This window comes from Massilia sp. YIM B02763 (genome assembly GCF_030412015.1).
GTDB lineage: Bacteria > Pseudomonadota > Gammaproteobacteria > Burkholderiales > Burkholderiaceae_D > Telluria.
Map to the genome: position 1 here is coordinate 280,677 of NZ_JASNRD010000002.1, position 14,905 is coordinate 295,581.

Below are 14,905 nucleotides of genomic sequence, written 5' to 3' on the forward strand. Positions count from 1 at the left end.
CAACCCATCCGATCCGACCATGCCTACCGCAATCATTGCCGATGACGAAAGACTGATGCGCGACCTGCTGCGCACCCGACTGTCCCAGGTATGGCCGGAACTGCAGATCGTGGGCGAAGCCAAGAACGGCGACGAAGCCGTGCAGCTGGTGGCCGAGCTCAAGCCCGACCTCACCTTCCTCGACATCCGCATGCCGGGCAAGACAGGCATGGATGCGGCGCGCGACATCGGCGACGCCAGCCGGGTCGTGTTCGTCACCGCCTACGACGAGTACGCCGTCGAGGCCTTCGAGCGCGGCGCCGTCGACTACGTGCTGAAACCGCCCGAGCCCGAGCGCCTGAAAATCACCGTCGACCGCCTCAAGGAGCGGCTGGCCTCGCCCGCCTCGGCACAGGCCGGCGCGGCCAACGTCAGCGATACCGTGACCGCCATGCTGAGCCAGCTGGCCGAGAAGATCGCCGCGCCCAAGCCGAAATACCTGCAATGGATCCAGGCCAGCATCGGCCAGGACCTGCGCATGATCCCGGTCGAGGAGATCCTGTTCTTCCGTTCGGACGAAAAATATACCTGCGTCCAGACCGAGAAGTTCGAGGCGCTGATCCGCAAGCCCGTGCGCGACCTGGCCGAGGAACTGGACCCGGCGCTGTTCTGGCAGATCCACCGCGCCACGCTGGTGAACGTGAACGCCATCGAAGGCGTGACGCGCGACATCCGCGGCCGCCACCTGGTCCTGGTGAAAGGCCGCTCGGAAAAACTCGAAGTCAGCCGCAGCTTCCTGCACCTGTTCAAGCAGATGTAAGCCCTTGCCGTCCCCGATGCCCGACACGATTGTCGGGCGTCAAGCCGGCCGTCGTGCGCAGCGCGTAAGGTAATGCCAGACCCGTAAGGTAATGCCTGACCCCACGGGGTCGCCTTCACCGGCATGTCCCATGAATCAATCGCGCCGCCCCCGCTCCTCCGGCTGGCCCGCATCCCGACCCGCAACACCGCGCCGCCTGTCCCGCACGGCCACGCTCGCCACCGGTGTTGCGCTGGGATTCGCCGCCAGCCTCCTGCTGGGCCGGCGCCGACGCCAGGAGCCCGATACCGTGCCGGCCAGCCATCAATTCCTCAACCATGCCAGCGAGGCCATCATCTCGGCCGACCTGTCGAACATCATCGTCATGGCCAACCCGGCCGCCGCCCAGTTGTTCGGCACGAGCGTCGAACAAATGGTCGGCAGTCCGCTGGGGCGCTACATCGAGGCGCCCGCCGACCTGATCCAGGAGCCGGCCGACTTCTTCCGCGCCGGTAGCGGCCGCGCCGGACGCCGCGCCACCGACTATGCCGTCACCGGCAAGCGCAGCGACGGCCGCCGCTTTCCCATCGAAGGCTCCGTCTCGCGCGCCAACGAAGGGGCGCCGTTCTATACGGTGGTGATGCGCGACGTCTCGGAACGGCGCCGCGTGCAGGACAAGCTGAGCCGCTCGCACGACCAGCTGCGCCAGCTCTCGGCCGCGCTGCAGACCATCCGCGAGGAGGAGCGCACGCACATCGCGCGCGAGCTGCACGACGACCTGGGCCAGCTGCTGGCGTCGCTGCGCATGGACCTGACGCTGCTGCAGCAATCGCCGGACACCACGACGAGCAACCTGCGCCTGATGCAGGGCATGGAGGCCAATCTGCTCACCGCCATCACCTCGCTGCGCCGCATCGCCAGCAACCTGCGTCCGCGCGCCCTCGACGAGGGCGGCCTGTATTTCGCACTGCAGGGCTTGCGCGACGACTTCGTCGAGCGCTACGCGATTCCCTGCACCCTGCTGGCCGACGAGGCCGAGCTGCGCCTGGACGACGCGGCCAGCACGGCGATCTTCCGCATCGTCCAGGAGGCGCTGACGAACATCGCCCGCCACGCCGAGGCGACCAGGGTCGCGATGAACCTGTTCCGGCTGAATGACGAGCTCCTGATCACGATCCGCGACGACGGCCGCGGCATCCGTCCGGAAGACATGGAAAAGGCCGAGTCGCTGGGCCTGATCGGCATGCGCGAGCGGGTGTGGGCCATGCACGGCGACATCACGATCGGCGCCGACACACCGACCGGCACCCGGATCGACATCATGTTGCCCGTTTCCGAGCACCTCGCTTGATAGTGAAAGCGCCAATAAAAACAACAGCAAGTGTGGCGTAATAGCAACGTTTCGTTTTGTCATCAAAACGACATACTGCTCCGATAAGATGCCTGCCGATCACTGAGGTCGTTCCAAAAAGGAAAGACCCCCTGAATCGAACGACATCTAATTGGAGAATCCTGAATGCAAGCCAAACGCCTGGTTGCCGCCCTGGTAGCCGCTACCCCGCTGTTCGCCGCCGCCCAAACCAACGTGACCCTGTACGGTATCCTGGACGCCGCCATCTCGTCGCAGGACACCGGCGGTCCGGAAGGCCGCACCACCGTGGTCAACTCGGGCAACCAGTCGAGCAGCCGCTTCGGCTTCAAAGGCTCGGAAGACCTGGGCAACGGCCTGAAAGCCATCTTCAACCTGGAAGCCGGCACCTCGATCGACACCGGCGCCGCCGATTCGAACCTGTTCCAGCGCCGCGCAGTAGTCGGCCTGGAAGGCGACTTCGGCGCCATCACCCTGGGCCGCGAATACTCGCCGGTCGCCTCGATCGCCGCCGCCAGCGACGCCTTCGGCCAGGGCTTCTACGGCTCGAACCTGTCGGCCTTCACCAGCAACCGCCTGACCCGCCGCATGAGCAACTCGGTCAGCTACAAGAGCCCGTCGTTCGGCGGCCTGAAGCTGCTGGCCGCCTACGCCGCCGGCGAAGCCCAGACCGCGACCACCCCGAACGTGCCGAACGGCGACCTGAAAGGCGTCGGCCTGGAATACACGCTGGGCGGCCTGTACGTCGGCGGTGCTTACCACACCATCAAGCGTATCGCCGTGGATGACGACAAGGAATCGGCAGTCGGCGCCGCCTACAAATTCGACCAGCTGGGCGGCTTCGAGCTGAAGGGCAACTGGATGCAGGCCGACCGCGCCGGCACCCCGGCCAAGTACAAGCAGTACAACCTGGGCGGCTCGATGCCGTTCGGCGCGCACCGCGTGTACGCCAACTTCCAGCAGCAGAAGCAGGGCGACGCCAAGGGCAACACCTGGGCACTGGCCTACACCTACTCGCTGTCGAAGCGCACCAACCTGTACGCATCGTATGCCAGCCTCGACAACAACGGCCTGGGCGTGTTCGGCCTGACCTCGTCGTCGGTCACCATCACCCCGCCGGCCACCTCGCTGGGCGCGGATCCGGACGTGCTGTCGATCGGTATCCGTCACACCTTCTAATAGGGTGACGTCATGGTGGGCATCGTAATTGATGCCCCCGGCATCAATTACCCCTACGAAAAACGGCGGTGAGGGAGCAATCCCCACCGCCGTTTTCCATTGTAGGGTGGACGGCTTTGCCGTCCACGCGTTCTGCCACCGCATGCGCCGCCTGGACGCGTGGTCGGCAGAGCCGACCACCCTACCATCGGCATCTCACTTCATTTCAATCGGCAGGTCAGCACCCACACCGTATCCCAGCGCGCCACGCGGATCTCGCGCGCCACGTTCGCCAGCCGCTTCTTGAGGCTGCTGTCGGTCGGATAGTTCCTGGGCAGCTCGACGCGCTCGCCGTCCGGCGTGTTCACGATCTGCCAGGTATTGCCCTGGGCATCGGTACGCGCCACCGGCAGGCTCTTGCCTTCGATGTAATTGTCGTCCAGCACGATCAGCAGCACGTCCTTGCCCAGGCGCTTGCGCAGGCTCGCGAGCATCAGTTCCTGGTGCGCGCGCGTCAGGTGCGACCACCAGAAGCCGATGAACACGGCCTTCACCGGGTCGACGCCGTCCGGCACCAGGTCGGCCGGCAGGTCCAGCGCGTCGGCCTGCACGAAGGTGACGAGGTCCTCGTCCAGGCCGCGCTCGCGCGCCTGCCCCAGCATCGCCGGCTCGCTGTCCACGGCGATCACGTGGCCGGCCACGTCGGCCAGGATCTCGGTGAAGCGGCCCGTGCCGCAGGCCAGTTCCAGCACCGTCATGCCTTCCACCAGGCCGGCGACGCCGTCGGCCACTTCCTCGAGGTCTTCGCTGCGCTCCTCGTCTTCCTCGATGGCGTCGTAGTCCGCCGCGATGGCGGCGTAGTAGCGGGCGACGGCGTCGCGGTCCTTGTCGATCGAATCAGTCATTGCTTGCTTCTTTATAGCTCATAGGTTTCGCTGCTGCCGCGCATCGCGGCCTCGACCATCTTGCGGTTGAGGGTCGGCGCCAGCAGCTCGATGAAGGTGTACACATAGCTGCGCAGGTAGGCGCCATGCTTGACGGCCACCCGCGAGACGTTCATGCCGAACAGCTGGCCGACGGGGATGGCGCGCAGGTTACGGTCGCGCTCCGGGTCGAAGGCCATGCCGGCGATGATGCCGATGCCCATGCCCAGCTCCACATAGGTCTTGATGACGTCGGCATCGATCGCTTCCAGCAGCACGTCCGGCTTCAGGTGGCGCAGCTCGAACGCATGGTCCACCTTGCTGCGGCCGGCGAAGGCGGCATCGTACGTGATCAGGGGATATTCGGCGATCTCTTCCAGCGAAATGGCCTTCGACCGGGTCAGCGGATGCTCGTGCGGCACCACCAGCACGTGTTCCCACTGGTAGCACGGCAGCGTGATCAGGCCCTCGACGGCGGCGATCGACTCGGTCGCGATGGCCAGGTCGGCCTGGTCGTTCTTGACCATGTCGGCGATCTGGCGCGGATTGCCCTGCAGGAGCGACAGGCGCACCTTGGGGAAGCGCTGCATGAAGGCCTGCACCACCTTCGGCAGCATGTAGCGCGCCTGGGTGTGCGTCGTGGCGATGGTGAAGCTGCCGCTGTCCTGGGCCGCGTATTCCTTGCCGATGCGCTTGAGGCTGTCGATCTCCTGCATGATCAGCTCGACCGAGTTCAGCACGAGGCGGCCCGGTTCCGTCAGCCCGCGGATGCGCTTGCCGTGGCGCGTGAAGATATCGACGCCGAGCTCTTCCTCCAGCTCGATGATGGCCTTGGAAACACCCGGTTGCGAGGTGAACAGCGCCTTGGCGGCGTCGGTCAGGTTGAAATTCTGGCGGACCGCTTCACGTACGAAGCGTAATTGGTGAAGGTTCATTTTGTCTGGTTATCAATCCCTGACCAGCATTTTACAAGCTTGCTTATGCCGCAGGCTCATATAAGCAAATAAATTCTCGGTAGTTTGGAATAAAGCGTCATTTTATTAATATTCCGGGTAGTTTGGGTCAGGACTTGGCCCGCCCCCACAGGAACGACCCAGGAATCGCCATGTATCGCTACGACCAGTACGACCACCTCATCGTCCGCGAACGCATCGCCCAGTACCGCGACCAGGTACGGCGCCGCCTCGCCGACGAGCTGACGGAAGAAGAATTCCTGCCGCTGCGCCTGCAGAACGGCCTGTACCTGCAGCGCCATGCCTACATGCTGCGCATCGCGGTACCGTACGGCCTGCTGTCGACGGCGCAGATGCGCATGTTCGCCCACATCGCCCGCACCTACGACCGCGGTTACGGCCACTTCACCACGCGCCAGAACATCCAGTTCAACTGGATCGAGCTGGAGCAGACCCCGGACATCCTGACGGACCTGGCCTCGGTCGAAATGCACGCGATCCAGACCTCGGGCAATTGCATCCGCAACATCACGACCGACGAATACGCGGGCACCGCGGCCGACGAGCTCGTCGACCCGCGCCCGTTCGCCGAGATCCTGCGCCAGTGGAGCACCTTCCACCCCGAGTTCATCGCGCTGCCGCGCAAGTTCAAGATCGCCATCAACGGCGCCGTCGAGGACCGCGCCGCCATCGCCGTGCACGACATCGGCCTGACCGCCGTCCGCAACGCGGCGGGCGAAGTCGGCTTCAAGTTCATGGTCGGCGGCGGCATGGGCCGCACCCCGATCCTGGGCAGCGTCATCAACGAATTCGTGCACTGGAGCGACCTGCTGACCTATACGGAAGCGGTCATGCGCGTGTACAACCAGTTCGGCCGCCGCGACAACAAGTACAAGGCCCGCATCAAGATCCTGGTCAAGGCCGTGGGCGCCGAGGAATTCGCGCGCATGGTCGAGCAGGAATTTGCCGACCTCAAGGGCGGCCCGGAAACGCTGACCCAGGAGGAACTGGACCGCGTGGCCGTCTGGTTCAATCCGAAGCCGTACAAGACGCTGGCGGCCGTCGATCCGCTTTCCGGCCACGCCGGCGACCGCGCCTTCGCCAACTGGCTGCAGCGCAACGTCAAGCCGCACAAGGTGCCGGGCTATGCCTCGGTCGTGCTGTCGCTCAAGAAGACCGGCGTGCCGCCGGGCGACGCCTCGGCCGACCAGATGGACGCCGTCGCCGACTTGGCCGACCGCTACAGCTTCGGCGAACTGCGCGTGACGCACGAGCAGAACCTGGTGCTGGCCGACGTCGAGCAGTCGCAGCTGTACGAAGTGTGGCAGCAGGCCAGGGCGCACGGCATGGCCACGCCGAACATCGGTCTCCTGACCGACATCATTTCCTGCCCGGGCGGCGACTACTGCTCGCTGGCAAACGCGAAATCGATTCCGATCGCGGCCGCCATCGCCCAGCGCTTCGACGACCTCGACTACCAGCACGACATCGGCGACATCGAACTGAACATTTCCGGCTGCATCAATGCCTGCGGCCACCACCACGTGGGCCACATCGGCATCCTCGGCGTCGACAAGGACGGTTCCGAGTGGTACCAGGTGTCGATCGGCGGCGCCCAGGGCAACCAATCCGCGATCGGCAAGATCATCGGCCCGTCGTTCTCGGCACCGCAGATGCCGGAAGTCGTGCAGCGCCTGCTGGATGTCTATGTGCGCGAACGCGTCGAGGGCGAGCGCTTTGTCGACGTGGCGCAGCGCCTGGGCATCGCGCCGTTCAAGGAACACGTGTACGCCACGCCGATCGTGATCGAAGCAACCGCCGGAGAAGAGCAGCATGCTTAATCAGCACCCACACATCATCAAGGGCCGCGACGTCGTCGCCGACGACTGGAGCGTGCTGACGCTCGACGAGGGCCAGACCGCGGAATCGGTCGAGGTCCCGGCCGGCAAGATCATCGTTCCCCTGGCCGTCTGGCAAGCCCAGCGCGAGCAATTGCTGCAGCGCGCCGACATCGGCATCTGGTTCGCCCCGGACGAGCTGGCCCATACCGTCAAGGACGACCTCGGCCGGTTCGGCGTGGTCGCCGTCAGCTTCCCGAAATTCACGGACGGGCGCGGCTATTCGATCGCCTACAACCTGCGCCGGCGTCTCGGCTACCAGGGCGAGCTGCGCGCCATCGGCGACGTGCTGCGCGACCAGCTGTTCCAGATGCAGCGCTGCGGCTTCGACGCCTATGCGACGCGCCCGGACCGCGACATCCACGAGGCGCTCAAGGGCCTGACGGTGTTCTCGCAGACCTACCAGGCCTCCGTCGACACGCCGCTGCCCCTGTTCCGCCGGGCCCAGCGCGGCGTGGACGCCGGCGCCGCCGTCCAGGACCGGCCATGAGCGACTTGCGCACGCGCGTGGCCGCGACCCGCGCCATCCTGGAACGCATCGCCGCCGAGTTCTCGCCCGCCACCTTCGCCTCCAGCCTGGCCGCCGAGGACATGGTCTTGACCGACCTGATCCTGAAGGCGGGCCTGCCGATCTCCATCTTTTCGCTGGAGACGGGCCGCCTGCATGCGGAAACGCTGGCGGTGCTGGACAAGGTCAAGGAACGCTACGGCCACGAGATCGCGCTCTACCGCCCGCAGCCGGCGCTGGTCGACGAGTACGTCGGCAAGAACGGCCTGAACGCCTTCTACGACAGCGTCGAGCTGCGCAAGGGCTGCTGCTGGGTGCGCAAGGTCGAGCCGCTGGGCCGCGCCCTGGCGGGCAAGAAAGCCTGGATCACGGGCCAGCGCCGCGCCCAGTCGAGCACGCGCGCCGAGCTGGCCGTGCAGGAACACGATGCCGCCCACGGCATGGAGAAGTTCAATCCGCTGGCCGACTGGTCGGAAGAAGACGTATGGAACTACATCCGCGCCGAAGGCGTGCCCTACAACGCCCTGCACGACCGCGGCTATCCGTCGATCGGCTGCGAACCCTGCACCCGCGCGATCCAGCCGGGCGAAGACGTGCGCGCCGGACGCTGGTGGTGGGAAAACCCGGAATCGAAGGAATGCGGACTGCACCTCGTGGACGGCAAACTCATCCGTATCAAATCCGTGGCCGCCTGACGCGGCCGCACACAGACAGGCAAGCCCCATGACGACTATCACTGACAACCCGGACACGCTGCGCGACGATCATCTGCGTGATGCGCATTTGCGTGACATGAACGCGCGCCATCTCGACGCCCTGGAATCCGAAGCGATCCACATCCTGCGCGAGGTGGCGGCCGAATGCACGAATCCGGCGCTGCTGTTCTCGGGCGGCAAGGACTCGGTGGTGCTGCTGCGCCTTGCCGAGAAGGCCTTCCGCCCCGGCAAGTTCCCCTTCCCCCTCGTGCACATCGACACGGGCCACAACTTCGATGAAGTGATCGCCTTTCGCGACGCCCGCGTCGCCGAGCTGGGCGAACGCCTGATCGTCGGCTCCGTCGAGGAATCGATCCGCAAGGGCACCGTACGCCTGCGCAATCCGCAGACGGACTCGCGCAATGCCGCCCAGGCGGTGACGCTGCTGGAAACCATCTCCGAGCACGGCTTCGACGCCTGCATCGGCGGCGCCCGCCGCGACGAGGAAAAGGCGCGCGCCAAGGAACGCATCTTCTCCTTCCGCGACGAATTCGGCCAGTGGGACCCGAAGGCCCAGCGCCCCGAGCTGTGGGACTTGTATAACACCCGCGTGCACCCGGGCGAGAACATGCGCGTGTTCCCGATCTCGAACTGGACCGAGCTGGACGTCTGGCAGTACATCGCCCGCGAAGGGCTGGCCCTGCCCTCGATCTATTTCGCCCACGAACGCGAGGTCATCCCGCGCAACGGCCTGCTGGTGCCGCTGACCCCGCTGACCCCGGCGCGCGAAGGCGAACAGGTCGAGACCCGGACCGTGCGCTTCCGTACCGTCGGCGACATCTCCTGCACCTGCCCGGTGGCGTCCGACGCATCGACGGTCGGCGCCATCATCGCCGAGACGGCGATCACGCAGGTGACGGAACGCGGCGCGACCCGGATGGACGACCAGACCTCGGAAGCGTCGATGGAAAAACGCAAGAAGCAAGGATATTTCTGATGAACGCCCCTACTCCACGATTCGGCCAGCACGACGGCCAGCACGACGGCCAGGCCAGCCTGCTGCGCTTCATCACCGCCGGTTCCGTCGACGACGGCAAGAGCACGCTGATCGGCCGCCTGCTGTACGACAGCAAGGGCATCTTCGCCGACCAGCTGGCCGCCGTGTCGCGCTCGAAGCACAAGCGCACCGTGGGCGACACCATCGACCTGTCGCTGCTGACGGACGGCCTGGAGGCCGAACGCGAACAAGGCATCACGATCGACGTCGCCTACCGCTACTTCGCCACCCCGAAGCGCAAGTTCATCATCGCCGACACGCCGGGCCACGAGCAGTACACCCGCAACATGGTGACGGGCGCCTCCACCGCGGATGCCGTCATCATCCTCGTCGACGTGTCGAAGGTAAAGCTGAACGAGGACGGCAGCGTCGAGCTGCTGACGCAGACCAAGCGCCACTCGACCATCGCCAGGCTGCTGCAGATCGAGCACGTGATCGTGGCCGTCAACAAGATGGACCTGGTGAACTACGACCGCGGCGTGTACGACCGCATCGTGGCCGCCTACGGCGCATTCGCGCAGAGCCTGGGCCTGACCGACATCACGGCGATCCCCCTGTCGGCGCTGGCCGGCGACAACGTCGTCGACAAGAGCGAGAACATGGCCTGGTACGAAGGCCCGACGCTGATCGAGCTGCTGGAAGGCCTGTCCGTCTACGACGAGGCGCACGCCGCGCCGTTCCGCTTCCCCGTGCAGCTGGTGGCGCGCCACAACGGCCACGAAGCCAACGACTTCCGCGGCTACATGGGGCGCGTGGAATCGGGCAAGGTCGCCGTCGGCGACAAGCTCGTCGTCCAACCGTCCGGCCATGGCGCCACCGTCAAGGAGATCCTGACCTTCGACGGTCCGCTGCGGGAGGCCGTCGCCGGCCAGTCGATCACGCTGCTGCTGGACGAATACGTGGACATCTCGCGGGGCGACGTGCTCGCGGGCGCGGCCCATCCGGCCACGCTGCTCAAGCAGGTGGACGCGGACGTGTGCTGGATGGCCGACGAGCCGCTCGACCCGCGCCGCAAGTACTGGATCAAGCACGGCACGCGCCAGACCATGGCCAAGGTGACGGGCGTGGACAGCATCCTGGACGTCAATACCCAGCAACGCCGGACGCCGGACAACGCGGCGGAAGGACTCAAGCTGAACGACATCGCGCGCATCAAGCTCACCGTGCAGCAGCCGCTGGCGGCCGATGCCTACGACGCCATCCGCGCCACGGGCGCCTTCATCCTCATCGATGAAGTTACCCACCAGACCGTTGCCGCAGGTATGATTCGTCTTTAACGCAATCGAACGAAGGGGATGTATGTCGGCGCTGGGGAAAGTGTATTTGATCGGAGCCGGACCCGGCGCGGCTGACCTCATCACCGTACGCGGCGCGCGCCTGCTCGCCGAAGCCGAGGTCGTGCTGTACGACGCGCTCGTCACCCCCGAGATGCTGGCGCTGTGCCCGCAGGCCGAGTTGATCTCGGTGGGCAAGCGCTCCGGCCAGCGCTCGACGGCGCAGACCGTCATCAACCAGCAGCTGGTCGACTGCGCGCGCCGCTACGCGCGCGTGGTGCGCCTGAAAGGCGGCGACCCCATGCTGTTCGGCCGCGCCGACGAGGAATTGCGGGCGCTGGAAGCGGAAGGCATCGCCGTCGACATCGTCCCTGGCATCACCACGGCCGTCGCCGCGGCGGCCGCCACCCGGCAGCCGCTCACCAAGCGCGGCGTGGCGCGCAGCGTCGCCTTCTTCACGTCCAGCACGGCGCCCGACCAGCCGGACCATCCGGCCTTGCCCGAAACCGACACCCTGGTGCAGTACATGGGCGGCCGCGAAGCCGCCGCCACCGCCGAGCGCCTGCTGGCCGAAGGCCGCCGCCCGGACCTGCCCGTCGTCGTGGTGGAAAACTGCAGCCGCCCGGACCAGCGCATCCTGCGCCTGACGCTGTCGACCCTCGCCCACGGCCTCGAGATGGCGCACGGGCCCGTGCTGGTGATGATCGGCGAAGCCTTGCAGCGGCGGCCGCAGCAGCCGATCGACTGACCAGGAACTGGCCAGTCGATCGCCCCTGCGAAGGCAGGGGCCCAATTTACTGCACGAAGTACCGCCGCGCGCGCAGCACCCGCTCGATCAACCCCAGTGGATGAAGTCGATGCCGTTCTGGATGCTGCCGACGATCTGTGCCTGGTTCTCCGCGCTCTGGCTGAAGTCGACCAGCACCTGGGCGCGGTCGACGTGTTTCATCGCATCCAGCCAGAAGGCGTAGCCGCTGGCATCCGGCGCGCGGTGCAGCACGTTCTGGTAGACCGCGTCCAGGAACTGCGTGTCGCTCGTGTTGGCGCCGTACAGCTTGGCGAACTCGGCGCTGTTCACGAAGGCCTGGGCTGCCTCGTGCAGGCTGTGCCCCGTATCGAGGGCATCGATCCAGAACCCCAGGCCGGTCTCGTCCGGTGCGCGGTCGAACGCGGCCTGGTACAGGCGATAGGCGTCCCCCGCATGGCCGTCGATGTCCAGCGCGACCATCTTGTCGCCGAACTGCAGGCGCTCGACGTTGTTGAGCGTCATGCTGGTGCCCGTTCCCTTGACGACGACGTCGTCGCCGTTCTTGACGATCGCATAGCTCGCGCGCGCGCCGGCCACCATCACCGTGTCGTGGCTCGTGTCTTCCGTCCACTTGGTGAATTCGATGCCGTTCTTGATGCTCGACGCGACCTGGGCCCGGTTTTCCGTGCTCTGGCTGAAGTCGACCAGGATCTGGGCACGATCGACGTGCTTCAGCGCGTCCAGCCAGAAGGCGTAGCCGCTGGCATCCGGCGTACGGTGCAGCACGTTCTGGTAGACCGCCTGCAGGAACTGGGCGTCGCTCGTGTTGGCGCCGTACAGCTTGACGAATTCCGTGCTGTTCACGAACGCCTGGGCCGCCTCGTGCAGGCCGTGCCCCGTATCGAGGGCGTTGATCCAGAATCCGAGTCCCGTCTTGTCCGGGCTGCGGTTGAACGCGGCCTGGTACAGGCGGTAGGCGTCGCCGGCGTTGCCTTCGGTATCCAGTGCGAGCGACTGGTCGCCGAACTGGATGCGCTCGACGTTGCTGAGGGTCGTGCTGGTGCCCGAGCCGTTCGAGACGACGACCTTGTCGCCGTTCTTCGCCACGGTGTAGGCGCCGTGGGCGCCGCCGTAGATCACGGTGTCGATGCCGGCCGCGCCCTTCACCGCCGCGGCACCCGAGGGCGCGACCAGCTGCGCATGGCTGGCGGAAACACTGGCCACCATCTCGATCGGCGCGGACGAGGATGGCGTGCTCGTGACCGGCGTGCTCGTGACCGGCGCGCTCGTCACCGGCGTGCTCGTGACTGGGGCGCTCGTGACCGGCGCGCTCGTGACTGGCGCGCTGGTCGCGGGCGCCGGCGCCGCGGTGACGGGTGCCGTCGTCACCGGCGTGCCCGGCGCGGATATGCCGCTCGCGCCGCCGTACTGGCCGGCGCCGCCTCCGGACGCCGCGCCCGTGCTGCCGGGCAGCACCCGCACTTCGATGCTGGCCTGGCCGTCGTCGCCCATGTCGACCCAGGCCGCCGCGAAGCCGCCACCGGCCAGCGCCGTGACATCCGGGCTGGTCTGCTCGCCGGCGCGCAGCTGGTTCAGTGAAAACTCCTCCAGGTCGACCGGGTTGCCGTCGGCGCCGAAGCGGCGGCCGTAGACGCCGTTGCCGGCGCCGTCGTCGCCCTGCCAGGCGACCAGGAAGCCGCCGTCGGACAGCGCCGTGACGGCGGCGTCGAAGCGGCCGCCGCCGGAGGCGACGTTGGCCTGCACCATGCCGTCCTGCGGCCGGCCGGCGGCGTCGAAGCGCTGGAAGAAGATGTCGCTGATCGAGAAGCCGCGCTGGTCGTTGTAGTAGCTGTCCCAGGCCACGACGAAGCCGCCGCCGGCCAGCGCCGTCACGTGCGGCAGCGGAGCCACGGTGGTGTAGCTGGCCGCGTAGCCGTCGCCGCTGGCCAGGAACACGGCGCCCCCCTTCAGCGCGGCGTACACGTTACCGTCGTTCATCTCGCCCCAGGACACGACCCAGCCGCCGCTCGGCAGCGCCGCGATGCTCGGGCTGTAGGCCGAGCCCAGCATGCCGACGTCCTGCTGGGTGCCGACGAGCGCGCCGTCGCCGCCCACCTGCTGCACGTGCGTCATGCCACCGCTGCGCCAAGCCAGCGCGACGCTGCCGTCCGACAAGGCGGCCAGCGACGGCATGGCGGCGTCGCCCGCCGCGCCGGCGTCGATCACGCGCTCCGGTCCGGCGCTGCCGTTCGCTTCCACCACCCGGTAGGCGATCTTGTCGGCGCCACCATTGCTCACCGCATAGGCGACGATGAAGCGGCCGCCCGCCAGCGCGGCCACGGCCGGCTGGCCCTCGACTGTGGCGTCGCCGTCCGCCGTCAGCGCGAACGCGCCGCCCAGCGCCTTGCCGCCGGCATCGCGCAGCTGCGCCCACAGGCCGTAGCCGGCGCCGCCGGCCACCTTGTCCACGCCCTGCCAGACGGCGACGATGCCGCCCGTCGACAGGGTCGCCAGGGCCGGGTTGGCGCTGTAGCTGCCGCTGGCCACGCCCAGCTTGGATTCGTTGGACAGGCCGGGCAGCGAATCCGTGTTGCCGTCCTCGATCGTGTAGTTCAGCGTGCGCGTCACGCCGGCCGTGCTGTTCAGCGGCTTGCCGGTGGCGGCATCGATCTGGTAGCGGTCGTAATAGTGGATCGTCACCGACGCGGCCAGGCCGGTCTCCGGGATCCGGGCAGGATCGGCCACCACCAGGCGCGCGCTGGTGTCCACCAGCGGGTCGTAGGCGATCGAGAACAGGCCGGAGACGGACTGGCTGTCGATCACCCAGCGCCCGCCGACTTGCGAACCGGTGTCGACGGCGGACAGCACGTCGACCACGTCGCCCGCGCCCATCGTCGAGAACACGGTGTCGTTGGCGCCCTGCAAGCCGACCGGCTGCGTGTCGGGCACGACCGTGGCATTCTCCGCGACGATGCTGCCGTCGGCCAGCTTGTAGCGGGCCGTGAAGCCGTCCGGGGTCACCGAGTCGCCGGCCTGCTTGTCCTGGAAGCGCCACAACGTGCCGGCGGCGGCGACGTAGGCGCCCTGTCCGTCGACGGGAATGGTGTACGTGGTCCAGGTCTTGCCGGCGTCGAGGCTGTACTGGAGGTCGCCGCGGGAGGCTTGCTGGTTCAGCAGGCTGGACGCGTCGAATGCGACCTGGAGAACGTTCCAGTTCGCGCCGCCGGCCGGCATGGAAGTCCCGGCATAGCTCCAGGCATAGCTGGTCGAGCCCGGGCGGACATAGAAAAGAGACGAAGGGGTAGGCATGGGATGGTCGTTCGCAAGGGCGCTGGCGGCGGCGCGGGCGCGCAGCCGCATGGATGACCACCATGATTCCTTACAGAAACTGCGAATGCAACCAGGAAATTACTTTTCGTACGGCAATATCGCTAAAAACCAACGAAACATTTCTATGAGATCAACTGTATTGGCAGATAAAAATGCATCTGATGCAACACAGTTAACGAACGAAGTAGACGATCGGACCAGTCCGCCGGGGACT

At 66.8% G+C, this 14,905-nt stretch carries 12 protein-coding genes; 9 read left to right on the forward strand and 3 right to left on the reverse strand.

Annotated features, from left to right (window positions below; genetic code table 11):
* Positions 1–19: 19 nt before the first annotated feature.
* From QPK32_RS04750 to QPK32_RS04760, 3 genes are all read left to right on the forward strand, one after another.
* Positions 20–799: a LytTR family DNA-binding domain-containing protein gene (locus tag QPK32_RS04750; protein WP_290411620.1), complete on the forward strand. Its 780-nt coding sequence runs from the start codon at positions 20–22 to the stop codon at positions 797–799.
* Between the two features lie 130 nt (positions 800–929).
* Positions 930–2,129 carry a PAS domain-containing sensor histidine kinase gene (locus tag QPK32_RS04755; RefSeq protein WP_290411621.1) on the forward strand — a complete coding sequence of 400 codons (1,200 nt, stop codon included), beginning with the start codon at positions 930–932 and terminating at the stop codon, positions 2,127–2,129.
* A 165-nt stretch (positions 2,130–2,294) separates the two neighbouring features.
* Positions 2,295–3,326 (forward strand): porin, encoded by a 1,032-nt coding sequence (locus QPK32_RS04760; RefSeq protein WP_290411622.1) that lies wholly within the window; start codon positions 2,295–2,297, stop codon positions 3,324–3,326.
* 200 nt (positions 3,327–3,526) lie between these two features.
* Here the strand turns inward: QPK32_RS04760 and QPK32_RS04765 are convergent, their stop codons facing one another.
* The gene (locus QPK32_RS04765) at positions 3,527–4,210 is read right to left on the reverse strand and encodes a class I SAM-dependent methyltransferase (protein ID WP_290411623.1); all 684 of its coding nucleotides are present in this window, start codon (positions 4,208–4,210) and stop codon (positions 3,527–3,529) included.
* An 11-nt stretch (positions 4,211–4,221) separates the two neighbouring features.
* Positions 4,222–5,163 (reverse strand): CysB family HTH-type transcriptional regulator, encoded by a 942-nt coding sequence (locus QPK32_RS04770; protein WP_290411624.1) that lies wholly within the window; start codon positions 5,161–5,163, stop codon positions 4,222–4,224.
* 170 nt (positions 5,164–5,333) lie between these two features.
* Between QPK32_RS04770 and QPK32_RS04775 the strand changes: the two genes are divergently transcribed.
* The 6 genes from QPK32_RS04775 to cobA all read left to right on the forward strand — a co-directional run bounded on the left by QPK32_RS04775 (position 5,334) and on the right by cobA (position 11,361).
* The gene (locus QPK32_RS04775; protein ID WP_290411625.1) at positions 5,334–7,022 is read left to right on the forward strand and encodes a nitrite/sulfite reductase; all 1,689 of its coding nucleotides are present in this window, start codon (positions 5,334–5,336) and stop codon (positions 7,020–7,022) included.
* Positions 7,015–7,569, forward strand: coding sequence for a DUF934 domain-containing protein (locus tag QPK32_RS04780; RefSeq protein WP_290411626.1), 555 nt, complete (start codon positions 7,015–7,017; stop codon positions 7,567–7,569). The genes QPK32_RS04775 and QPK32_RS04780 overlap by 8 nt, the downstream gene beginning before the upstream one ends.
* The gene (locus QPK32_RS04785; RefSeq protein WP_290411627.1) at positions 7,566–8,282 is read left to right on the forward strand and encodes a phosphoadenylyl-sulfate reductase; all 717 of its coding nucleotides are present in this window, start codon (positions 7,566–7,568) and stop codon (positions 8,280–8,282) included. Before QPK32_RS04780 ends, QPK32_RS04785 begins: the two co-directional genes overlap by 4 nt.
* A gap of 97 nt (positions 8,283–8,379) precedes the next feature.
* Positions 8,380–9,279, forward strand: a complete 900-nt coding sequence (gene cysD, locus QPK32_RS04790) for a sulfate adenylyltransferase subunit CysD (protein WP_290411804.1) — start codon at positions 8,380–8,382, stop codon at positions 9,277–9,279.
* The gene (locus QPK32_RS04795; protein WP_290411628.1) at positions 9,279–10,616 is read left to right on the forward strand and encodes a sulfate adenylyltransferase subunit 1; all 1,338 of its coding nucleotides are present in this window, start codon (positions 9,279–9,281) and stop codon (positions 10,614–10,616) included. The genes cysD and QPK32_RS04795 overlap by 1 nt, the downstream gene beginning before the upstream one ends.
* A gap of 22 nt (positions 10,617–10,638) precedes the next feature.
* Entirely contained in the window at positions 10,639–11,361 is a 723-nt protein-coding gene (cobA, locus tag QPK32_RS04800; protein ID WP_290411629.1) for a uroporphyrinogen-III C-methyltransferase, read from the forward strand.
* Between the two features lie 87 nt (positions 11,362–11,448).
* On the opposite strand, the gene QPK32_RS04805 is transcribed toward cobA, so the two are convergent.
* Complete coding sequence (locus QPK32_RS04805) at positions 11,449–14,670, reverse strand: DUF4214 domain-containing protein (RefSeq protein ID WP_290411630.1); 3,222 nt, start codon at positions 14,668–14,670, stop codon at positions 11,449–11,451.
* Between the last annotated feature and the right edge of the window lie 235 nt (positions 14,671–14,905).